Source organism: Alkalihalobacillus sp. BA299 (assembly GCF_017745675.1).
GTDB lineage: Bacteria > Bacillota > Bacilli > Bacillales > Bacillaceae_F > Alkalihalobacterium.
Genome location: NZ_JAFLJM010000010.1, coordinates 28165 through 50217, shown reverse-complemented (window position 1 = coordinate 50217; position 22053 = coordinate 28165). Strand labels below are relative to the sequence as shown.

Here is a 22053-nt window from a genome sequence, read left to right as displayed (position 1 = left end):
ACTAGGATTGGAAAAGCGACTTCTTATAATTTACATTAAATTTTTACGTAAATTGTTAAAAAGTAGCCCGCTTCATAGTATATATAATGTTGAATTTTATAACTTTGAATTGAAAGAAGAATCGAGTGAGGGGATGTTTATGAAGGAATGGTTGAAGTACTTAGAAATCATGAAAAAAAATCCAATTACTCGGTTTGCCATGGCGACTGTTATCCGTGTAGAAGGATCATCCTATCGTCATGAAGGAGCAAAAATGTTGTTAGGGAAAGATGGAAAGCAGTACGGTACAATCAGTGCGGGCTGTCTTGAAGAAGATTTAGGCTATTATGCAAAAGAAGTTATCGATTTAAATGAGCCGATCACAAAAACGTATGATCTTCGTTCGGAAGACGATTTAGATTGGGGATTAAGTGCAGGGTGTAACGGAAAGGTTGTCGTTTTTCTTGAACCTATACAGTTCGACGAGGACACTTATAACATATATAAAAGATTAGATGAAGGCCAATCGATTGCCATCGCTCGTGGTGCAAGTGCGGATGTGTATGGTCTCAAGCTATGTCTAGCGAATTCAGGTCAACTTTTTGGGAATATAGACGATCCAACCTTAAAGGAAATATTACATTTCCAATTGACTGAATTTTTGGAAACCAGCCATCACTTTGACTATCGCACACTCGTCTCGATGCAAACGAAATTCATTTTTGAAATCATTGAACCAAAAGATGTCCTATATATTTTTGGCGCAGGTCCTGATGTTGAACCTTTAGTAAAAAGCGCATATGACCTTGACTTTCACACCATTATTATTGATCCAAGAAGTAGTCGTTGTAACCAGTATCATTTCCCTCAAGCAGGAGAACTAGTCGTTAAACATCCTGAAGCTTTTTTCATCGACACAAACATAGACCTCAATAGTTTTGTGCTTATCATGACACATAGTTTTACGAGAGATAAAAAAATACTAGAATTCTTTTTAGAAATTCAACCGAAATATCTTGGAGTATTAGGCCCAAAGCGAAGAACGGAAAGGCTTTTATATCCTAAATGCGTCCCTGATTGGGTTTATTCTCCAATTGGTTTAAATATTAATGCAGAAGCGCCAGAAGAAATAAGTATTAGCATTCTTTCGGAATTAATCAAAGTTCGAAATGAACAACGAGCAAAACTTAAAAAACAAAAAAAGCAAAATCGAGCTTTACATTTAGTTAATGGGATGTGATGAAATGAAGATGACATATCCTATTTGTGCTGTTATTTTAGCGGCAGGATGTTCTACTCGAATGGGTTCTCCAAAGCAACTAGTATCTATCGATGATAAGTATATGTTGGAACATGTCATTGAAAGGGTCGCTTGGCATCCGTTCGAGAAAATCCGAGTTGTCATCGGTCATCATGCAAAGACAATACAGCAGTCAATACAATTAACAGATCCGAGAATAGAATGGACTGTTAATCAGGAGTACAAAAAGGGGCAAAGTACTTCGTTTCAATTGGCATTTGTTAATCTTCCATCATCTATTTCATCCGTGATGATATTTCTTGGAGATCAACCTTTTATTAAAAATAATACGATCTCCTATATTATGAAAGTTGGGTCTAACCATAGGCAAAGAAAGTCATCTCCAGTAGTTATAAGACCAACGTATAAAAATCAGGTTGGTCACCCTGTGTTTTTTAAACATTATGAGAAGTTAGATCTTTCAAGTGTTATCGGTGACTCAGGGGGACAAAAGCTAATGAAATCGATTAAAGAAAAAATATATCTTCCTGTTTCAGATGCATTTATTACTTTCGATGTCGATACACCAGCAGACTACGGAAGAGCATTATCCATTGTAGCAAGTGGATCTAAAAAACGTCATGTTAAAGACAGTAATTACTAGGAAGGTAAGGAGAAGATTAAGTACAATGGTAAATCGACTTCCCATCCATGTATTATTATCATTCTTCTTTCATATGCATTACTTAGGCCTGTTTCTTTGCAAAAAGCAGAAAATTAGTGAAGAAAAGCGAAAAAAGGTCAAACGAAAGGAGGAGACATCTTTTTGTCTTTATCGTACTGGAAAAATAGTTTTCAAAATGATATGGTCGCTGGTGTCATCGTAGCGATCTTAATTATACCACAAGCCATTGCCTACGCAATTTTAGCAGGTGTTCCTCCAGTTGTAGGGTTGTATTCTGCGACAGTGCCGGTATTAATTTATCTAATATTTGGAACTTCACCACATTTATCGGTCGGGCCAGTTGCCATCGTTTCACTACTTATTTTTTCAGGTGTTTCATCAATTGCGGTGCCTGGCACCGCAGAATATTTTAGCATCGTTATCACGGTAACTTTACTCGTAGGGCTTTTGCAAATGTTCTTTGCTTTCATTCATCTTGGAACAATGATTGAATGGGTACCTTTTAGTGTTATTAAAGGCTTTACATCGGCATGTGCGATCTTAATTGCAATTAGTCAATTAGAAAATTTAATTGGTTTTTCATTAGGACATACTACTTCGATCATTCATACAGTCTTTGTACTATTTACGAATCTGCATAACATACATATGGCAACTTTTTTCATAGGACTGATCAGTATTCTACTAATTTTAACATTAAATTCAATTAGTAGAAAATTGCCGACACCTTTGTTTGTTGTTATCATTTGTACGACTAGTGTATCATTTTTCCAATTAGATCACTTAGGTGTGCCGATTATTGGTCAATTACCACAAGGGTTTCCCATGTTTACGTTACCTATGTTTAATGGGGTAGTAATGACTACCATATTATCTACTGCTGTCATTATTGCATTTATTGGTTATATCGAATCAATTGCGGTTGCTAAAGTGATTGCTGAAAAAGAAAATTACAATGTTGGGGTTAATAAAGAGCTTACAAGCTTAGGGCTAGCAAATGTAGTAGGATCATTTTTTAGCAGTATGCCTGTAGCTGGTGGAATATCACGTTCAGCTGTTAATTATGATTCAGGTGCGAAAACAAAAGTAGCCAGTTTGATCACCACAATATGTATTTTCTTAACGCTTCTCTTTTTCACGCCCTTATTCTACTATTTACCGAAACCAACATTAGCTGCTATCATAATCGTTGCAATAATTAAATTGATAAACATAAAAGGATTATGGTCAACTTGTAAGTCGAATAAGAAAGATGGAGTTTTATTAGTTGTTACATTACTAGTGACGTTATTATATGGACCTGAGTGGGGAATTTTAACGGGCTGTATTATCGGAATTATTTTACAGTTGGTTCATACTAGGTTGATCTATATTCGATAACATGAAGGGAAATTCGAACATATGGCGGTGAAATCATGTGGAGGTATACTATGCTAGATAAATTTAATACGTTTATAAACAAAGATTTAGTTATTGAGCCAAAACATTTTGGTACATTAAATGGACTCTTATTTGCAGTTAAAGATGTATTTGATATTGAAGGAAATACATCGAGTGCAGGAAATCCTGATTGGTTACGCACACATCAGCGAGCTGAAACAAATGCTTCTGTCATTGATCAGTTGTTACATGAAGGAGCGAAGTTAACTGGGACGACCATTACGGATGAACTGATGTATAGTTTACATGGAGAAAACGTACATTACGGTACACCCATCAATCCAAATGCTCCACAGTCTATTCCAGGAGGATCCTCTAGTGGATCTGCAGTTGCGGTAGCTGCAGGTTTAGTAGATTTTGCTATTGGTACAGATACGGGTGGTTCGGTTCGTGTTCCTTCTGCCTACTGTGGAAACTTTGGTATTCGACCAACGCATAATACTGTATCCATTGATGGGGTAATTCCTTTAGCATCAAGCTTTGATACCGTTGGGTGGATGACGCGTGACACTGAGACATTACTTCGAGTAGGTCAAGTCCTATTAAAAAAATTGAAATCACATACATCTAAACGGTTTAAAGGTTTTTTATTTGCTGAAGATGCTTGGAGTTTAGCGGATAAAGATTCAAAAAAAATACTTCATAATTTCATTTTCAAATTAGAAAATCAAGTAGATGCAAGTCATTGGCTTCATATTTCAGAAGAAGGGTTAAGCAAATGGGTCAATACATTTCGAGTGTTGCAAGGCTATGAGATTTGGAAGGCTCATGGGGAATGGGTACAAAATGAAAAACCAGCATTTGGCCCTGGTATTGCTGAACGTTTTCAAATGGCGAGTATGATAACAGAAGAGGAAAATACACAACAGTTACTTGTAAGAAATAAAATACGCCAATACATGGAAGAGCTCCTTGGTGAAGACAAATTATTGATTATTCCTACAGTTCCTGGAAGGGCTCCTTACCTTCAACTACCGAGTGATATAGTCAATCAGATTCGAGCGGACACATTAAAGCTCTCATGTATTGCTGGATTAGCAGGATTACCACAAGTTACTATTCCTTTAAAAGATGAAAAAGAAAAACCGATTGGATTATCATTTATCGCTGGACGCAATCAAGATTTAAGACTTCTGAAATGGGTAAGTGAATTAAATACTCTCTAAATCTAAAGTATTTATCATAATTAACAGATGTAAATGGACATGCTGTAGCAATTATGGTTAATGAACATACAACGTTAAATTAAGTGGAACGGTTCTAGAGAAAGACGACTGCGCTTGGTTATTAAAAAAATAAGAAAAGAGACTAACTCTTAATTATGAGTTAATCTCTTTTCTTTATTTTAGAAAAATTTTCTTCTTAAGATATTATAGCTTCATTTAGATAATAAATGTTTTTTTTCATATAACTTCAGTAATGCCAAATAGAATGGCGTTTTCCATTTGTTTAAGTAGGATTATGCTCGCTTTCTTCATAAGCTATGAGAATGACCTCTTTATTTGTTTGAGATTGAAGGTCTTTTTCTAATGCAATCACGCGGTCTAATAAGTCCTGGCTAAGCTGTGCAGCTGTGTATCGATCAAATTCGGTAGGTTGACTTTGTTCTGTTGTCATATGAATCCTCCTTAATGAATCATTAGAATAGTGGTATTATGTATATAACTTTCTCAGCAGCACCTGTTATTATTCAATAATATAGGTATTTGATTCTCTTTAAAATAATCAAGTTTCACTTTATGGTAAAATGTCATAGTGGTCAATGATTGTACATGTGGAAAAAAACGTTACCTTAATGCTTAAGCTAGTACATATTTAGTTTAAAAATAAAGGAGTATCTCAATTGAATGATAATTTAACAAATAAAAAGCACATACCGTCAAATCAAAATAATAATAAGGGAAAAATCCTTATTATTACTTCAGTTGAAGCTGAAAAAGAAGCTATCTTACGAGGACTGCAACGTGTGAACCCTTTTGATGTTGTGGTTTCAGGAGTTGGCATAGCAGCTGCAGCAGCAAAGACAGCAATACAATTAGCAAATCAAAAGTACGAGTTAGTCATAAATGCTGGGATAGCTGGTGGTTTTGTTGGGCTCGCTGAGGTTGGTTCTATCGTCGTTGCAACTGAAGTGATTGCAGCTGACTTTGGGACAGAAACGTTAGACGGATTTTCTAGTATCGATGAACTCGGGTTTGGCACTAATCGTTATAATGTTGATAATAATTTAGTATTAAATGTAGCAAAAGCACTTTCGAATGCAGGACAAGAGGTAACAACAGGTCCAATCTTATCAGTTTCAACAGTAACAGGTACAGCAGAAACGACGTTAGAACTTATAAGAAGAGTACCTGGAGCTACAGCTGAAGCAATGGAAGGGTTTGGGGTAGCTACTGCCGCAAAACAATTCGTCGTACCAATGCTTGAAATTCGTACGATTTCAAACGTTGTCGGACCACGAGATCGTAATTCTTGGCGAATGAAGGAAGCCTTACAAAAGTTACAAGAAGTTAGCTCGATTTTACAGGAGGTTTTATCATGAAAATCGCTTTTTCTCCTTGCCCTAATGATACTTTTGTTTTTCATGCATGGGTACACGGTCTTATTCAAAGTGCACCAAAACTTGATGTCACCTATGCAGATATTGATATTACGAATAAGCTAGCAACACAACCAAATAATTTAGACGTACTTAAAATTTCATATGCAGCTATACCTTGGGTTTTATCTGAATATACACTCCTTCCATGTGGTGGGGCGTTAGGTAGAGGCTGTGGTCCGTTAGTTCTGACAAAAGATCATTCAGCAGATCCTACAATATTATCAGGCCGTCGAGTCGCTGTTCCGAGTGAGCGTTCAACAGCGTATTTACTATTCCGACTTTGGGCTGCACAAAATGTCCCTGGAGGAGTAGGAGAAATCGTAGTTATGCCGTTTCATGAAATCATGCCAGCTGTTCGCGACGGTAAATTGGATGCAGGACTTGTCATTCATGAGGCGCGTTTTACATATGAAAACTATCAATTAAACTTATTACAAGATTTGGGTAATTGGTGGGAAAAAGACACGAACTTACCGATCCCGTTAGGAGCAATTATTGCCCATCGATCACTTGACATTGCCAAAATTACAAACTGGATCCGCTCTTCGGTAGAGTACGCATGGTCTAACCCGAAAGCCTCCCAAGAGTATATTTTAAAACACGCCCAGGAGATGTCGATTGATGTGGCTCAAGCTCATATCAATCTATATGTAAATGAATTCACAAGAAACTTAGGCGACGAAGGGTATGAAGCCGTTTTCTCACTTCTCGGTCGAGCGGCAAATGAAGGTTTAGTACCAGCATTTGATTTAAATACATTACGAATTTAGGATAGTCATAATAAATGTTTTAATCTATGGTTTTATAAATGTTTCTGAAGAGAAAACTCGAATGATAACTGAACCACCATACGTTCTTGCTTGGATGAGAATAGGTTGATTAAAATTATTTTTAAATTTGAAATCAGGACCATACCAGCTTACAGTGGCATCACGGCCAGGTGGGACGTAACGAACACGTCGACTATGGGAGTAGCGTTGAACGATTTCTAATCCTACTTGATCGACAGCATTAAAAAGAGTTGAAGAAACTTGACAAATCCCACCTCCAATCCCATCTGTTAATTCACCTCTGACGATAATAGGTGCAGGTAAATAACCTTTTTCAATTGTCCGGTTTCCAACGACATTATTGAAAGAAAATGTCTCGCCAGGAAAGACGACATGATTATTAATGGCATCAACCGCTAGAGAAATATTATGTGATCGTTGTTTATTGAATTTGTTAAAATAGGTAATGTATTGTCCGACTTGTTTGGTACGTATATTTAATAGCAATTCACTATCAACTTTAGGGTATGTAATTATTCTTGGCACTTCGATTTCAGCAGGAGCATCGTCAAAAAAATATGAATAGAAAGCTTCTATAAAGCTTTTTCGGTTTAACGTATAACCGAATTGCTCAGGAACCAACCTTCCATGAAGGTCTATTGTCGCATTTATTGGCTCTTTATTTACTTGCTGTTCGATCTTATCAACAAATGCATTAAATTTTTCTTCGTCCACAACTAATCCTTCAAATACGGTCGCTGTAAAATCAGAGCGCTTTACAGTTGCAATGGTTTGTCCATCTAGCGTTATGGATAAGTTATTATGTATATTAATCATTTGCATAAATACGAAAAAAAGTGTTAAAAAATGGTATCTCATAGCTAGACTCCCTCCTACATCTAGTATGAGTTAGATAATATTTTTTCATGTTCGTCAAAAAATGGGAGGTATATTGTTGATATTACTAAAAAAACACCAATGACTTGTTGATAAAAACAAATCATTGGTGTTTTTTTGAAAGGTTCTCATTATTAATAAAAATCTTATTCATCTTCAGCTGGGTTGGCCTCAACGGCAACTTCGTACGCACTTAATATCGCATCTCGTTCTTCAGGGTCTGAAATACCTACTAAATGCTGTTCTCCTTCATGATCCTCGACACGCATAAGGATCGTATCATCATCTGATGATAATAAAGCATAGGAATGATCTGCCATATCAAACAATGATTCAACAGAAAAATCCATTTCATTACCATGCTTGTCTTCTACAGTAATATGGTCTCTTAATTCATTTGGTTCCACATCATCACCTCATTTTTGTTTTCAGACGTAATATACCCATTAGCCTTTGTATTTATATTTAACTTTTTACATGAATTAATGGATATATGAAAAAATACAAATAATTGTCATTTTCCAGGAGGTAGATAGATGAAATATTATAATCAATTTTTGGTTATTTTGATTAGTATACTTATAATAACTGCTCAATTTTTCTTACATATAGACGATCAAGTCTTGGCTGCCACCCGTAGTTATTCAACATTAGCTTCCGAATTAGATCAGCTCTTATCTCATCATCCAAGCTTAGACGGAGCAACGGCAAGTATAAGTATCCGTTTAGCAACAACAGGAGAAATCATTTATGATTTCAATGGTAATCACCGTTTGAAGCCAGCATCTAATTTGAAAATACTTACTTCAGTTGCAGCGCTTACAACCTTAGGCAAAGCTTATCGCTTTGAGACTGAACTTTTAGCTGACGGTAATATAAAATGGGGCTTTCTAAACGGAAATTTATATGTTAAAGGAAAAGGGGATCCAACACTTTTAAAAACAAATATCGATGATATGGTTAGAAAATTAAAAAATCAAGGAGTAAAAGTCATTCGGGGAGACTTAATTGGTGACGATACGTGGTATGACGATGTTCGGTATTCGATCGATTTGCCATGGAGTGATGAAACGATGGGTTATGGTACGCCAATATCTGCATTGTCGGTGTCATCAAATGAAGAATACGACATGAGTACCGTTACACTTGAAATTGTCCCTGGGACTAAATTAGATAGCCGAGCACATATAACATTACACCCTCAAAATAATTACGTTGAGATCAGAAACGAGACAATTACAATACCAGAAGATGAAAAAGGTGATATCAAGGTTGAGCGTACTCACGGGACGAATCGAATAGTAATACAAGGGACGGTGCCGATCAATGGAAAAAAAATAATAGATACTGTCTCTATATGGGAGCCGACCAATTTTGCACTACATTTATTTAAACGATCGTTAAATGAGAACGGAATAAAATTATTAGGAAATATTTATAGAGGTGTAACCCCTAAGGACGCAAAGGTTCTGGTGTCACATTTTTCCAGACCATTATCTGATTTACTTCATCCTTTTATGAAGTTAAGTAAAAATGGGTACGGTGAAATATTTGTTAAAGAAATGGGAATGGTCAAAAAAGGGGAAGGATCTTGGGAAAAAGGTCTTGATGTAATGGAAACAGTACTCAGCCATTATGGACTGAATATCGAGACTATTCTTTTAAGAGATGGGTCTGGTATTTCACATGTAAATTTAATTCCCGCACATGAACTAACGAAGCTTTTATATTCAATTCAAAAAGAGAAATGGTATTCTACATTTTTTCAATCTCTTCCTGTAGCTGGTGTTGCTGATAAAATGATTGGTGGTACGCTTCAAAAACGGATGACAAACTCATCAGAACATATAAGAGCAAAGACTGGTACGTTAACGACCGTAAGCTCCATATCTGGTTATGTTGAAACCAAGAGTGGAGAGACAATCATCTTTTCGATACTACTTAATAATATGATTGATAACCGAAAAGGAAAGGAGCTTGAAGATCAAATCGTGATGATTTTAGCGAACTCTTAAATATACTGAGCATATCTTACCATCTAATAAAATAATGTGTGATATTCTTAAAGTAAAGGAAAAAAAGAGGTGTAATGATGAAAATCGAAATATGGTCAGATTATGTTTGTCCATTTTGTTATATTGGGAAAAGACGTCTAGAGAGTGCTCTAGAAAAATTTGCTCACAGTGATGATGTAGAAGTGAAATTCAAAAGTTTTGAGTTAGATCCTAATGCTAGTAGGGATACAAATGAATCTGTGTATGAAATTTTAGCAAAGAAGTATAGTATGTCGATAGAAGAAGCAAAAAAGATGACTGAAGAAGTTGTGGCTCAAGCAAGGACGGTTGGATTGAATTTTGATTTTAATACAATGCTCAGAACGAATACACTAGATGCACATCGCCTTGCAAAGTTAGCTGAAACTAAAGGAAAAGACAAGGAAGTTGCCGAGCGGTTATTAAGTGCGTATTTTATTGAAGCTAAGCATATTGGTGATCATGCAACATTAACAAGTCTTGCAGTAGCTACGGGTTTAGATCTTCAAGAAGTAAAAGATGTTTTAAATGGGAATGACTTTGAAGAAGAGGTTAGATTTGATCAAAATAAAGCAAAGGACATTGGAGTACAAGGGGTACCGTTTTTCGTAATAAACGATAAATATGCCATTTCTGGTGCACAGGCAACTGAGACTTTCTTGAATGCATTAGAAAAAGTTTGGGACGAAGAAAATAAACAGAAGCCATTACAGACACTTTCAACGAGTAACAAAGGTTCCATTTGTAATGACGAAAGTTGTCAATAATATTTATTTAAAACCTAATTCATAATGAGTTGGGTTTTATTTTATTTTAAGTTTATTTTATGTAATGGATAAAAAATTAAGAAAAAGACATATAAAAGCAAGAAAAATCGACAAAGTTATTTATATTTCAACACTTTTTGCTATAATAAATATCGGGATGTTAAGGATACATCTCCCATATTGTAAAAGTGATTAATATAGTGTGTCATCAACGATATCTAACAATCGGGAGGGTACGGATAGTTAGAAATAATAAATATTTGTATCTAATTGGAGTGATTTTTTGAATAAAGTAAGTAAGCCCTTAAAAATATATATTCTTCTTTATATGGTTACATTTCTTATTATCCATTCCTTTTTTTCTATACCGTTTGATATCTTCCTGTCTGTTTTGTTGCTCATCCCAATCCTTTGGTTTTGTAGGCAAATCGATTTCATTCAAAACGAAAAGGACAAGCTCAAAGTCGAAAGTGAAAAGTTACAAATAGATAGTCATACCCTCGAAAAACAGAATGTACGATTATACGAGCTATTAAATGGTTTTGATGAAAATTTTTTTTCGTATGATGTAAAGGATAATCACTTTTTTATTACTAAAGGTATTGAAAAAATTTTTCCTTTTGCCCATGAAGATTATTGTAAAAATGTTAAATTATTAGAAAATGTTTTAAGGTCATCGGAAGAACAAAATTCACAAAATTCGTTATTCAGAAATCAATTATTTGCTAATAGGAAAGTAAAAAATCAACTACTTGTAATGGACAAAAATAACTGTAAACGATGGATCGAAGTAACAACAAATCCACAATTTAACAGTTCAAACAATATAACTAGAGTTGACGGTATGATCATTGATATTACAGAACGGAAACAGTTAGAAGAACATTTAAAACAAATGGCATATTACGATGAGTTAACTGATTTACCAAATCGTAAATTAATTTTTAAGCATTTAAGAAAAGCTTTAGCGAGGTCTAAACGTCATAACCATAGTCTAATCATTATGTTTATAGATTTGGATGGTTTTAAAAGCGTGAATGATACGTTAGGACATGATGGTGGAGATATTTTACTTAAAGAAGTAGCGAGTAGACTTAATAGCTGTGTCAGAGAAGAAGATTTAACAGGGCGCCTTGGCGGAGATGAATTCATTATTGTTTTTGAAGAGACAACCGAAGAAGAGATTATCGGTATTTCTGAAAGAATATTAGAGGTCGTTTCCAAGCCTTATTCTATTCAAGCGAATGATGCTAAAGTTACTCCAAGTATCGGTATAAGTATTTTTCCAAGAGATGGTGATGAAATTGAAACACTTGTTCAAAATGCGGACAAGGCAATGTACTTTGCGAAAGAAAAAGGAAAAGGTAACTATCAATTTTATACTTCAGAGCTTAAAACCTATCAATCTAAAAAAACAGGAATTTTCGAGAAAATCATTGAGTCCGTATCAAAAATTAAAGAAACGTATAATAAACGATAAATAATTGAAAAAAGTACCCGCGTGGATGCATTTTTAATATACATCTTAGGTTATTTAATTATATTTGTAACTTAAAGAAAGTAAAGACAGAGAATATTCTCTCTGTCTTAATTTAAAGAATAAGGAAGTTTAAATTTCGAGGATGTCTAGCTGCAGGTGTCATCGGCTCGAGGTCGCTTCGGTCTATCAAACGTGTCTAAAAGTCAAGACACTAATTGCTAGCCCTCCAGCGCTTGTCGCCGATAAGCAGACACCTTCCGCATTTCTTGTCTAGCTTCAGCGCCCAGCGTCTAGTGGACTTCGCTTCTCCTCCTTACGATAAGTCAACATCGCCTCGTTAGCACTCGCCGTGTTTCCTTTATCTCATACGGTGGGGCTCCAGTCCATACACCGCTAAGCGGGCGCTTGCGCTTTTCTTGATACACTTAGCGATAAAAAACTTCATTTTCTTCCCAAGATTCAACAATCTGATGAGCAGTCCTTGGGTCATATCCTCTTCCCATTAAGTAACTTATGGCTGCAACTTCCCTCATAGCGTGTAGGTGAGAGGTGAATTGGGCTTCATTAAGACCGTATTGAACAATAGGTTCTACTGTTGACAAGGTGTGATGTTTTAATTGTTGGGTTTGAGGGTCAGAATATTTCAATTGATTGTGATAAGGATTATGAACTTGATTTGAATAGTGAGGGTTAGGTGGCCAGTGAGAAAAATTATTATTCATAATTCAGCTCCTTCTTATTAATAACCAATTCACAATAGCCTATGTTCTTTTTAACTAAGGAGTGTGCCTAATTTAATTCAATTTGGAAGTAAGCGGTATGATTTTACTGGAAAATAAAAAGCCCACTCAAAGAGAGGACAAAAAAATAGTTGAAATTATTTGACTTTTGAAATATATTTTTATAAAGGAGTGAGAAATTTGTCAACTAAACAGGAATTGTATAAATTAGTCGCTTATTTTGAAAGTAAATTAAATAGAACTTTATTAGAAAAAGAAATAGAATTTTTAAAGTGGCTTCAAGAAAAAATAGCTGGTTCTAAATAATCACTTTGTTTCCCTTGGTTTTTTTGTTTCCCTTCTTTCTAACTCTAGTTTTAATAGTTGAATAAAATCTTTAGGTAAATTGTATTTAATCGCCTCTTTATATGCTTCCAACAAACCTTCATCGCTTAACTTAACTAACATGATATCCTCCCTTGAATACGTATCCAAGAAATAATAATAAACGGTCAGAAGATTTAATGCAATACTTATCTGAACATTCGCTCGATTGTAATTGATTTGTAATATTATAATACACTTATATCAGTTCAGTGGAAATTTTCTCCATGAATATAACTTTGGAAAAGTTTAAAAATAATTAGTGTTTGAAGGGACATTTAACTCTTTAAACATATAAAAGGGGGGACTCCATCACATCATGGGAAATTGGTTAACCTATATGTTTCGTAGTGGCAGAAGGACACAACAAGTAATGGACATGTTCGGTATTAGACGAGACAATAATCGAAATGGGTTAATGTTGTCATTGGTAGGACTAGGACTAGGTGCTGTAGCATACGGCTTCCTTAGAGGACGTAACGGTGATAATATGAACCTTAATGGTTTGCAGGTAGTACCTAGGTTATTTGGTCAAGTACGGAATCCCGTTAGCTAATGAGAATATAAATAAAAAAAAATGATGATTGAGGAGCTCATTGAACAACTTATCGATGGTAAGTTGTTCCCTTTTCTAAAAATTGGGTTAAAACGGTTGGTGCAAAAAGCCAACCGCTTTACATATTCGGATGACAAGGTGGATAGATTAGTGAAGTTTATATTTAAGGAGAGTGAAAAAATAAAAGTGTGTATTTGTATTTTTACTTGAAAAGAAGAGGTAAGGTATAACGGATTATCTGTTTTTTAATTTATAAATTTCCCTTTCATTTATTGCTGTTTTTTGATAAGTGAAATCTAGATCATTTCTAATATTTTGCAGCTCTTTGACTATCTCGTTGCGAGTTAAATCGATTTTTTCATCAAGGTGAGTTAACTCCCCATGAATTTGATGAACGTCTGAAGCTAGATTTTCAAGGTTAGCATCAGTTTCTTCTTGACGGTCTCGAATCGCTTTTACAATTGCTGAATTCTCATCCAGTTGTGACTTCATACTTTGCATGTCTGATTTCATGGTACCGATATCCGCTTTCATTTCGTGCTGATCATTTTTGAGAAGTTGGATATCCGCTTTCATTTCTTGCTGATCATTTTTGAGAAGTTGGATATCTGTTTTCATTTCTTGTTGTCCCGAATTAAGTCCCTTAAGTTCCTGTAAGATCTGTTGAAGAATTTGATCATTCATTAGTTTCACCTCCTTAAGTATTTTATTTATGATCCCTTTTTCTCATTGCTTGTCCTCGTTAATATTATAGCAAAATTTGTAGATCTTAAAGTAAAAATTAAATGAAAGAAATGTAATATTAGAGTTAATTGCTTTTACAATTAAATTATATAAAGGAGTATGGGATTATTAAATCTAGTTTTTGGAAATCAAAAAGCGGCAGGATGTTTCATTTTTTATCCTACCGCCTTATAATTTTTTTGAAATGTTGTTTATTAATCAGTTATGCAACTTTAGAATTTTCCTTTACTGTTCGGATAGTGTTTTTTCTAATTTGTAAAACAAACCAGATCGCGACAACTACCATTAGTACAACTCCTATTCCGACAGAATGTGGATAAGGGAGACTAAATCCTTCTGGCGCATAGAAGATGTAAGTTCCTACTACTCCGGTCATAAATAACGCAGGGATTGAACATATCCAGTGAAACTTTTTAGTTTGTAATAGATAGATGGCAGCAGTCCAAAGCATAACTGTCGCAACGACTTGATTTGTCCAGCCTACATATCTCCATAAGAAAGAATAATCCATTTGTGTTAAAGCAAATGTTGAAATGATTACGGGTATCGCCAGTAACGACTGTTTCCATTTTTCTTCTAATTTCCAGAAGGTACTCAATAAATCGACAAGCATCATTCTAGAAGAACGCAGCGCAGTGTCTCCGGTTGTAACAGGAAGTATAATAACACCTATAATTGCAAGGATACCACCTAGAGTACCGAGCATCGATTTAGATATGAAGTCTACCACTCCAGCAGGACCACCATTAGCTAGTGCATCTTGTAATCCGTCTGTTCCACCAAAAAAAGTCATAGCTGCAGCTGCCCAAATCATTGCAATAATTGCTTCTGCAATCATCGCACCGTAAAATACTTTTCGACCATCACTTTCTTTTTTCATCGTTCGCGCAATGATTGGACTTTGAGTTGAGTGGAAGCCTGAGATTGCTCCACACGAAATCGTAATCATAATGAGAGGCCAAATAGGTAATTCTTGTGGATGTAAATTTTCAATTGTTAAGTTAGGAATAGGTTGGTCTTGAAATAATAAACCAATACCAATCGCTAATGCCATAAAAATTAAAATCGCTCCAAATATAGGGTAAATTCGTCCAATTATTTTATTAATAGGTAACAATGCCGCGATTAAGAAATAACTAAAAATTATGAAAATAGACACCGTAAAGCTAAGGGGAGTTACTGATGCAAGTAATTGTGCTGGTCCGGCAGTAAATGCAGCAGCAACTAAAATCATTAATATTATTGAAACAATATTAATGATTGTTTTTGTTGTTCCTCCTAAATAACGACCTACGATTGAAGGATATTGTTCTCCTCCATGGCGTACCGACATCATTCCCGCAAAGTAATCGTGAACAGCACCTGCAAAAATGGCTCCAACAACAATCCAGATAAATGCAACAGGTCCATAAAGGGCTCCCATAATTGCTCCAAAAATGGGACCAAGTCCAGCAATGTTTAATAGTTGAATTAAACTTCCTTTCGCCCAACTCATTGGCATAAAATCAAGTCCATCTTGTTTTACATAAGCTGGGGTAGTACGTTGATCGTCGATACTAAATACCCTTTCAACGATTTTGGAATAAAAGAAATAACCTAAAATGAGTAATGTGATAGCGGCTATAAACGTGATCATAAGTGTAATCTCCTTTAATTACTTACTATTCAAGTATAATTTATTCCGTTATTTTACTAAAGTATTTGAGAAGTGTAAATAATTTTTTGAAAAATTTTATTGTTATGTAAATACAAAATATGAATGAAATAGTACATCATTACCGGAAGAAGGAGAAGACACGTCAAACCCAGAGGAAGGAGAAGAGCCTACTGCACCGGTTGACGGAGAAGACCAAGAAGCTCCGGAAGATGGAGAATACCCAGCAACTTCAGAAGAGGAAGAAGCCCCAATTAACTCTGAAGAAAAGAATGAGTCTAGAACTACAAATGAGGATCAAACATTACCAAACACCTTTAGTGGAGTTTATAATTTTATCACTATTGGGTTATTATTTATGATGCTTGGTATTGTCTTGTCTGTAATGGCGTAAGAAGAAGCAAAATGTTTAATTAATCGTAAAGGAAAAGCTTTGAAGTAAAAAACCTATCAAATAAAAGTAAACGGTTAAGTTTCGAAGTTAAATTCAATGGAAATCCAAAGGGTATTAAAGTTATAACAAGTAATAACCTGAATGTACAAGCTGGAAAATCACAACAAGTTAACTATAATGTTCAAGTCGATACTTCTAGTTTAGAGCCAGGTTACTAGAAACAATTAATTAAGGAAAAGTAAGTAGGGGGAAGTGAAAAGCGCTAAGTGCCTGGCGCTTCAACATCATAATATTAGGCTGTTTTCGTAAACTTTGTTGCTTTGGACCGTTTTTTTGAAAATGAAATAGCCTTTTCAAGACAAATTCATTTGTCTGAACGGCTATTTCATTTTCAAAACCTTCACGCTATGCGTGAAGAGCCAAGCATTCGCTTGGCTTACGGTTCAAAAGCAAAAAGCAACAATCTATGAGAAAAGAGCCTAATATTAAATAATAAAACGCTTTAGTTAATAACAATTAAGCCATACGAAAGCAACCGCTCCTTTAGAATTAAAGGTACGGTTGCTTTCAGTTAATGAAAACTTTTTGATTTTTCAAGTGTGTTTAACAGTTTATCTAGTTCTTGGCTACTTTTAATCGTTTTTTCAGAGGAGAGTCCGTATTTTATTGCGAAGCTCACCAATTCTGACCTTTTTTGTTCTATTGTTTGCATTAAACTTGTAGGCATTTCTATGTAGTCCCACTCAGTCATTTTAATCCATCCTTCTTTCCTTAAATAATTAAATACTTCGACATATAGGTACTTAAATCCTATATAATGAAGAAAAAATAATTCACCAAAATTCTCCATCATATGACCTAGTTCATCTGTTTATCTAAAGGTAAAGCTTCTTTGTACGACAAATTGACACCGAAGATTTAAAAACTTGAAACCATACCGAAAGTGTTTCGTAAATAAAAGTGGTGGTAAGTGTAGAGAATGAGAACAACAATACTTCCAAATGCCTGACCAAATGATAGATACGTGTAAACGAGGGATATGTTCCTCTCGTTTGTTCTTTTAAAAAGGAAGGAGGGACAACATTGCATTTCTTTCTAAAAATTAGTCTTAATTTAATCAAAATGAAAAATGTAACGTTGTTATTAACAACACTAATCTTTATTTTAATGTGCACGATCATCATGTACCTTTTAGAACCTAATACATTTGAAAGTGTACTTAACACGTTTTATTTCGTTATGACAACATTTTCTACAGTTGGATATGGTGATTATTCTCCTGTCACATTGGCTGGAAAATTGTTTGCTATTTTTATGTATTTATTTGGGATTGGATTACTTGGGGTTGTGATAGGAAAAATCGTTGATGCATTTACGATTTTTAGAAGAAAAAGGGAGGAAGGTAAGTTGAGTTATACAAATGAAAATCACGTAATCATCATTGGTTGGGGAAAGAAAACAGATTTTGCGGTAAAAGAAATTCTCGATTCTGATCCAGCAATAGAAGTGATTATTATTGATACATTACAGCAAGCACCGATGGATGTTTCAAATAACCGAATTCACTATATACAAGGGGATCCTACGGAAGAAGAGACGTTTGAAAAAGCTAATATTGAAAAAGCTCGGGCTGTGATCGTTTTTTCAGATGACACAATTCAAAATGGATCTCTAAAAGATGCGAAGACGTTATTAGTGGCAATCACAGTTGAGCGATTAGCTCCTAGTGTACATACAACAGTAGAAGTAATGACCGAAAAGCACATTTTAAATTTTTCACATGTAAAAGTCGATGAGTTTATTTTATCTCAAGAAACAATCTCTAGCTTAGCCGTTCGTTCGGCGATGTATCAAGGCGTAAGTAAAGTTTATTCTCAGCTCATCAGCAGACAGCACGGTGAAGATTTATACAAAGTTACTAAAAAGGCAAACTGGGTTACTTATAACGATGCATTCCAGGAGTTGCTATCAAATGGGGCAACTCTGATTGCTGATCGTGATCAATTAAATATCAATCGAAGGTTACATGAGTCGATTCCAGACGATGCGGTATTATATATCATTTGTAATAAAGAAACATATCAGTCATTGCAGGAAAGATAATGAGTTAAGGAAAAATTATTTAAGATGATTGGATGAAAGTAAATAAATTGAAGTAAAAAACGAAAAGCTCCCTAGCTTTTCAATTATAATTGTTTGGCTAGGAAGCTTTTATATTCGCTCTATCTTATCTTTTGTTAAAAGTGTATTATAATCGTTTACTATTGATTAACCTTCGATGTCTTCTTCAACTTGGTCATTTTCTTCAGATTCAAATTCTAAAGATTCTTCTCCTTCATCACCCATATCTAAATCCGAATTAATGTCATCAGATTCCTCTTCAGTTGCAGGAAGCTCACCTTCTGTACCTTCCTCGATCGCAGGTTCTTCTTCAAAATTACCCGTATTGCCTTCTGTTTCTGTTCCAAAGTCGGGTTCTTTATTTAATGTAGGATCTTCTATATTTTGGTCCCCACATGCTGCTAGAACTCCTATGGCAAGAATAGTTGATGCTGCTGTTAATAATAGCTTTTTCATTTTGAAAAAACCTCCTTGTGAAATTTGTAATGCTGATACAGTTGCCATCTTACGCAGTTTGATCTCATTTGTATAGTCAATCCATAACTTTAACACTTTCATTGGATACTTTTACAACTTTTGCGATGTTACTTGATTAGTTTTTATAAGTCTTTGTTATTTTTGAAGTTTCTCTTGGTTTGCGGTTTTTTTACATAGATTGACGTCAAATTGAAATAAAATTGAAACCTTTGTAAAATGAACATTTGTTACTATTTATGGAAGGTACTTATTGAATATTGTTGAAGTAGAGAAGAGAGTGACGAGCTCTTTCTACTAAAAACTCATTCTTAGGGGGTAAGATATGACATTAGAAATGCAGCTTATTCAAAAGAAATATTTTGAAAGTTTAATTATAGATAGAGCGAACCAAGCTCCTGTACAATTTCTTGGTCACTTATACATGGATGAACAAAGAAGTAAAGAAACAGATCTTTCTTATATCCGTTTTTCGCAAGGAGAAGTTTATTTCCATAATAAAGATTATGAAGCGGCTATTTTTAAATGGGAGAAAATACATAACGAGCTAGAGCTTTGGGCAAAGAAAAATATGGCCGATGCATATTATGAGCTTGGTCTATTATCAACAGCAGTGGATTTATACAAATCGATAAGTAGTGAAAGCTTAACATTGGATACTGAAGTTGCACTGCAATTATTTTCGATATATAACGAACAAGCAGATCTTGATTTTGCAGCTGAAGTTATTAAGAGAGCTGTTTACTTAAACCCTGATTATCCTAATGTAACAAAAATAGCAAGAGCATTTTTTGAAAACTACCGTGATTGGAGTAGTGCAATTGAACTCGCAGTTAATGAGGCGATTCGTACTGAATATCTAGAATGGTTTGACATTCTTATAAACTATGTGGACGAAGGGTTTACCCAACAAATTCCACCTGATTATTTTTCTGAGCTTTTAGAAGTATTATATCGTGTCAATCCAGTTCGTTTTGAACAACTTGTTGTATCTTTTTGGAATAGCTATGAAGGAACTGAATTCTATTTTTCATGGATTAGTGAAATTGATCGTTTATTCTTAAGTCTTGAGTTGGATCCTTCGGCAACATGGCCAAATGTATCAGCCAAATATCAGGAAACATATTTTGAATTAGTTAGTGGAAAGTATTATATAAATGAAATATCTGATATCATACCGAACTTACTTACCAACTGGTTAATTTTATCCGATCCTGTGCATTCATTATTTGCAGCTACATCTGTACTAGCATGGAATGATATTTTTGAAGAATCATTTAATGCTACGATTACAGAAAAAGCTGAACAGGTCCTATACGATTCAAAAAAGGATATCGCGAATATTGAGCGAAGCTTGGCACTGTTTGAGGAAATTGTAAAATGGGCAAGAGACAATGAGATAGAGGTTGATGAACGCCTTAAGTGGGTCGTAGAAAAGCTTTCAAATCCACAAAAAATCCGACTTTTAGTTGCCGGAATGACAGGGAATGGAAAGTCTACTTTTATCAATTCGTTACTAGGTGGCAATATTGTAGCTGCACCATCTTCAACAGTTGTCTTATATAGTAATGGTGAAGAAATTCAAATTGATGAAATAACTGAGACTACTACTCGAGAAGTACCGAGTTTGATTGATTTTGCCGAATGGAAGGAAGAAGAAACGAATAACCAACAAACATCACTCATTCACTTTAAATTACCAAGTAAATTTTTAATAGAAAACCAGTTGACACTTATGGATATTCCTGATTTTGATCGAAGTTCGTATGAAGCAATCAAAAATAATAAAAATGAGGAGCTTAAATTTGTTCATTTAGTAGATGGTTTGTTATTTGTATTAACAGCTACAACCCTATTCACTGACAGAGAACGTGATCTATTATTAAAAATTCAAGAGCTTGTTCCGAACTTACCGATCCATTTCCTATTAAAAACAGATGCGATCTACCATGAACAAGAAGTAACGCAAATGGTCGAAGAAATACGTGTAAGGATTTCTGATCAATTCCCTAAAGCAAAGATTTTTCCGTACTCAAAGCACAATAAAAGTAGTAAGCAAGTTAAGGATTTATCGGAGTTTATTCGCGTGGCTCTTAACCAAAATGTGCGACCTGAGAAAAGAAATCAGAAATTGTTATTTTATATTAGAGAGGCCCTCACGTATCTATTGAAAAGACGAGTTGAAGTAGAAAACGAAATAGTAGAAGAGATAATCTGGAAAGAAGACATCGTCTCTAAATTAAATGGGGCTAACCTACAGTTAAGTGATTTAGAAAAAGAAAAAATAAAAGTAATTCAAAATACTTACCATACAATAAAAGAGGATATTAAGCATGATCTTAAAACGACGATCCCTAAATTATTAAGGGATTGTTCGGCACTCATCAAAGAAAATAGTGATTTTCGGAAAATTCATATTGAGCTCAATCATGAGATGAACGAAAGAGTTCAGAACTATATCCAGCACACGATATTACCAAGATTTTCAAAAGCCATTCAAGGCTGGATTGATATGGCAAATGAAGAATTTTACCAAAGTCAAGATTATTTAGAGGAAATGAGTGAGAGCTTTAATAAGATGTATGGGGAGCAGCGGTTGAAGTTGAATTGTGACTTTAAAGTTCTTGAAGATTGGGGCCGTGATGCCAGTCGTTTAGCTAATGGAGTACAATTAGAGAATATGAATATTTTAAACCGCCAAACCCCATCACAATTAGTTCTTAAAAGTGCTGGAAAACTGTTTGGAACACTTCGTCCAAATAAGACGATGTTATGTAATATGTACAAAAAGTTTATCGAAAACGGGGAGTATGAAAAGATAGCGGCAACGATCTCGAAACAATTTATTCTCCAATTTGAATTGTTTGAAAAAGGTTTAGAACGTGATATCACAATGTTCTATAGCGAGCCTTTCAATGTTCTACAAGAAGTTGTAGAAGAAGAACAACAAGATATTCAAGATAAAAAAGATGCGTTACAACAGCTTAAAGCTAACCCTGAAAAATATCTTGATCCGATTACATTATTCAATGTGAGGTTACGACAATACGAATGGATACAAAAGGAAACAACTCATAATCCTTCATTTGCTTAAGAAGTGGGTATCAATGAATA

At 34.8% G+C, this 22053-nt stretch carries 22 protein-coding genes; 13 read left to right on the top strand and 9 right to left on the bottom strand.

The genetic code is table 11. From position 1 onward, the window contains the following. Positions 1-139 precede the first annotated feature (139 nt). From J0N78_RS14135 to J0N78_RS14120, 4 genes are all read left to right on the top strand, one after another. A complete protein-coding gene (locus J0N78_RS14135; RefSeq protein ID WP_209123760.1) occupies positions 140-1219 on the top strand; it encodes an XdhC family protein in 1080 nt (359 codons plus the stop codon). A gap of 4 nt (positions 1220-1223) precedes the next feature. Further along, entirely contained in the window at positions 1224-1883 is a 660-nt protein-coding gene (locus J0N78_RS14130; protein ID WP_209123759.1) for a nucleotidyltransferase family protein, read from the top strand. Between the two features lie 162 nt (positions 1884-2045). Then, the gene (locus J0N78_RS14125; RefSeq protein WP_209123758.1) at positions 2046-3284 is read left to right on the top strand and encodes a SulP family inorganic anion transporter; all 1239 of its coding nucleotides are present in this window, start codon (positions 2046-2048) and stop codon (positions 3282-3284) included. A gap of 50 nt (positions 3285-3334) precedes the next feature. Then, on the top strand, positions 3335-4510 hold the full coding sequence (locus tag J0N78_RS14120) for an amidase (protein ID WP_209123757.1): 1176 nt from the start codon (positions 3335-3337) through the stop codon (positions 4508-4510). Between the two features lie 283 nt (positions 4511-4793). Here J0N78_RS14120 and J0N78_RS14115 read toward each other — a convergent pair whose 3' ends face one another. Continuing rightward, positions 4794-4961: a hypothetical protein gene (locus tag J0N78_RS14115; protein WP_209123756.1), complete on the bottom strand. Its 168-nt coding sequence runs from the start codon at positions 4959-4961 to the stop codon at positions 4794-4796. 226 nt (positions 4962-5187) lie between these two features. Between J0N78_RS14115 and J0N78_RS14110 the strand changes: the two genes are divergently transcribed. Then, complete coding sequence (locus J0N78_RS14110; protein ID WP_209123755.1) at positions 5188-5886, top strand: futalosine hydrolase; 699 nt, start codon at positions 5188-5190, stop codon at positions 5884-5886. After that, on the top strand, positions 5883-6716 hold the full coding sequence (locus tag J0N78_RS14105) for a 1,4-dihydroxy-6-naphtoate synthase (RefSeq protein ID WP_209123754.1): 834 nt from the start codon (positions 5883-5885) through the stop codon (positions 6714-6716). Before J0N78_RS14110 ends, J0N78_RS14105 begins: the two co-directional genes overlap by 4 nt. A 24-nt stretch (positions 6717-6740) precedes the next feature. Here J0N78_RS14105 and J0N78_RS14100 read toward each other — a convergent pair whose 3' ends face one another. Then, entirely contained in the window at positions 6741-7595 is an 855-nt protein-coding gene (locus J0N78_RS14100) for a VanW family protein (RefSeq protein WP_209123753.1), read from the bottom strand. A 164-nt stretch (positions 7596-7759) separates the two neighbouring features. After that, on the bottom strand, positions 7760-8020 hold the full coding sequence (locus J0N78_RS14095) for a DUF1292 domain-containing protein (RefSeq protein ID WP_307794941.1): 261 nt from the start codon (positions 8018-8020) through the stop codon (positions 7760-7762). Between the two features lie 129 nt (positions 8021-8149). On the opposite strand from J0N78_RS14095, the gene dacB reads away from it, so the two are divergent. The 3 genes from dacB to J0N78_RS14080 all read left to right on the top strand — a co-directional run bounded on the left by dacB (position 8150) and on the right by J0N78_RS14080 (position 11893). Further along, entirely contained in the window at positions 8150-9628 is a 1479-nt protein-coding gene (gene dacB, locus J0N78_RS14090) for a D-alanyl-D-alanine carboxypeptidase/D-alanyl-D-alanine endopeptidase (protein WP_209123752.1), read from the top strand. 77 nt (positions 9629-9705) lie between these two features. Then, the gene (locus J0N78_RS14085; RefSeq protein ID WP_209123751.1) at positions 9706-10413 is read left to right on the top strand and encodes a DsbA family oxidoreductase; all 708 of its coding nucleotides are present in this window, start codon (positions 9706-9708) and stop codon (positions 10411-10413) included. 283 nt (positions 10414-10696) lie between these two features. Then, complete coding sequence (locus J0N78_RS14080) at positions 10697-11893, top strand: GGDEF domain-containing protein (protein ID WP_209123750.1); 1197 nt, start codon at positions 10697-10699, stop codon at positions 11891-11893. A 425-nt stretch (positions 11894-12318) separates the two neighbouring features. Here the strand turns inward: J0N78_RS14080 and J0N78_RS14075 are convergent, their stop codons facing one another. Further along, entirely contained in the window at positions 12319-12615 is a 297-nt protein-coding gene (locus J0N78_RS14075; protein ID WP_247747318.1) for a hypothetical protein, read from the bottom strand. Positions 12616-12813: 198 nt separating this feature from the next. On the opposite strand from J0N78_RS14075, the gene J0N78_RS26195 reads away from it, so the two are divergent. Next, on the top strand, positions 12814-12939 hold the full coding sequence (locus tag J0N78_RS26195) for a hypothetical protein (protein ID WP_280637227.1): 126 nt from the start codon (positions 12814-12816) through the stop codon (positions 12937-12939). On the opposite strand, the gene sda is transcribed toward J0N78_RS26195, so the two are convergent. Further along, entirely contained in the window at positions 12940-13080 is a 141-nt protein-coding gene (gene sda / locus J0N78_RS14070) for a sporulation histidine kinase inhibitor Sda (protein WP_209123749.1), read from the bottom strand. A 235-nt stretch (positions 13081-13315) separates the two neighbouring features. Between sda and J0N78_RS14065 the strand changes: the two genes are divergently transcribed. Then, positions 13316-13552, top strand: a complete 237-nt coding sequence (locus tag J0N78_RS14065) for a hypothetical protein (protein ID WP_209123748.1) — start codon at positions 13316-13318, stop codon at positions 13550-13552. 234 nt (positions 13553-13786) lie between these two features. Here J0N78_RS14065 and J0N78_RS14060 read toward each other — a convergent pair whose 3' ends face one another. The 3 genes from J0N78_RS14060 to J0N78_RS14050 form a co-directional block, all read right to left on the bottom strand. Then, positions 13787-14236: a hypothetical protein gene (locus J0N78_RS14060; protein WP_209123747.1), complete on the bottom strand. Its 450-nt coding sequence runs from the start codon at positions 14234-14236 to the stop codon at positions 13787-13789. 262 nt (positions 14237-14498) lie between these two features. Beyond that, a complete protein-coding gene (locus J0N78_RS14055; protein WP_209123746.1) occupies positions 14499-15932 on the bottom strand; it encodes a carbon starvation CstA family protein in 1434 nt (477 codons plus the stop codon). A 983-nt stretch (positions 15933-16915) separates the two neighbouring features. After that, positions 16916-17095: an aspartyl-phosphate phosphatase Spo0E family protein gene (locus J0N78_RS14050; RefSeq protein ID WP_247747317.1), complete on the bottom strand. Its 180-nt coding sequence runs from the start codon at positions 17093-17095 to the stop codon at positions 16916-16918. 332 nt (positions 17096-17427) lie between these two features. On the opposite strand from J0N78_RS14050, the gene J0N78_RS14045 reads away from it, so the two are divergent. Continuing rightward, entirely contained in the window at positions 17428-18447 is a 1020-nt protein-coding gene (locus J0N78_RS14045; protein ID WP_209123745.1) for a potassium channel family protein, read from the top strand. Positions 18448-18612: 165 nt separating this feature from the next. Here J0N78_RS14045 and J0N78_RS14040 read toward each other — a convergent pair whose 3' ends face one another. Continuing rightward, the gene (locus J0N78_RS14040; protein ID WP_209123744.1) at positions 18613-18921 is read right to left on the bottom strand and encodes a hypothetical protein; all 309 of its coding nucleotides are present in this window, start codon (positions 18919-18921) and stop codon (positions 18613-18615) included. A 343-nt stretch (positions 18922-19264) separates the two neighbouring features. Between J0N78_RS14040 and J0N78_RS14035 the strand changes: the two genes are divergently transcribed. Next, the gene (locus tag J0N78_RS14035; protein WP_209123743.1) at positions 19265-22033 is read left to right on the top strand and encodes a P-loop NTPase family protein; all 2769 of its coding nucleotides are present in this window, start codon (positions 19265-19267) and stop codon (positions 22031-22033) included. Positions 22034-22053: the final 20 nt, after the last annotated feature.

Bases quoted from the DNA above. Each gene is read 5' to 3' on its own strand.
- sda (WP_209123749.1), bottom strand. From the start codon at position 13,080: ATGTTAGTTAAGTTAAGCGATGAAGGTTTGTTGGAAGCATATAAAGAG.
- J0N78_RS14100 (WP_209123753.1), bottom strand. From the start codon at position 7,595: ATGAGATACCATTTTTTAACACTTTTTTTCGTATTTATGCAAATGATT.
- J0N78_RS14060 (WP_209123747.1), bottom strand. From the start codon at position 14,236: ATGAATGATCAAATTCTTCAACAGATCTTACAGGAACTTAAGGGACTT.
- J0N78_RS14050 (WP_247747317.1), bottom strand. From the start codon at position 17,095: ATGACTGAGTGGGACTACATAGAAATGCCTACAAGTTTAATGCAAACA.
- J0N78_RS14115 (WP_209123756.1), bottom strand. From the start codon at position 4,961: ATGACAACAGAACAAAGTCAACCTACCGAATTTGATCGATACACAGCT.
- J0N78_RS14040 (WP_209123744.1), bottom strand. From the start codon at position 18,921: ATGAAAAAGCTATTATTAACAGCAGCATCAACTATTCTTGCCATAGGA.
- J0N78_RS14055 (WP_209123746.1), bottom strand. From the start codon at position 15,932: ATGATCACGTTTATAGCCGCTATCACATTACTCATTTTAGGTTATTTC.
- J0N78_RS14120 (WP_209123757.1), top strand. From the start codon at position 3,335: ATGCTAGATAAATTTAATACGTTTATAAACAAAGATTTAGTTATTGAG.
- J0N78_RS14130 (WP_209123759.1), top strand. From the start codon at position 1,224: ATGAAGATGACATATCCTATTTGTGCTGTTATTTTAGCGGCAGGATGT.
- J0N78_RS14075 (WP_247747318.1), bottom strand. From the start codon at position 12,615: ATGAATAATAATTTTTCTCACTGGCCACCTAACCCTCACTATTCAAAT.
- J0N78_RS14035 (WP_209123743.1), top strand. From the start codon at position 19,265: ATGACATTAGAAATGCAGCTTATTCAAAAGAAATATTTTGAAAGTTTA.
- J0N78_RS14135 (WP_209123760.1), top strand. From the start codon at position 140: ATGAAGGAATGGTTGAAGTACTTAGAAATCATGAAAAAAAATCCAATT.
- J0N78_RS14105 (WP_209123754.1), top strand. From the start codon at position 5,883: ATGAAAATCGCTTTTTCTCCTTGCCCTAATGATACTTTTGTTTTTCAT.
- dacB (WP_209123752.1), top strand. From the start codon at position 8,150: ATGAAATATTATAATCAATTTTTGGTTATTTTGATTAGTATACTTATA.
- J0N78_RS14065 (WP_209123748.1), top strand. From the start codon at position 13,316: ATGGGAAATTGGTTAACCTATATGTTTCGTAGTGGCAGAAGGACACAA.
- J0N78_RS14085 (WP_209123751.1), top strand. From the start codon at position 9,706: ATGAAAATCGAAATATGGTCAGATTATGTTTGTCCATTTTGTTATATT.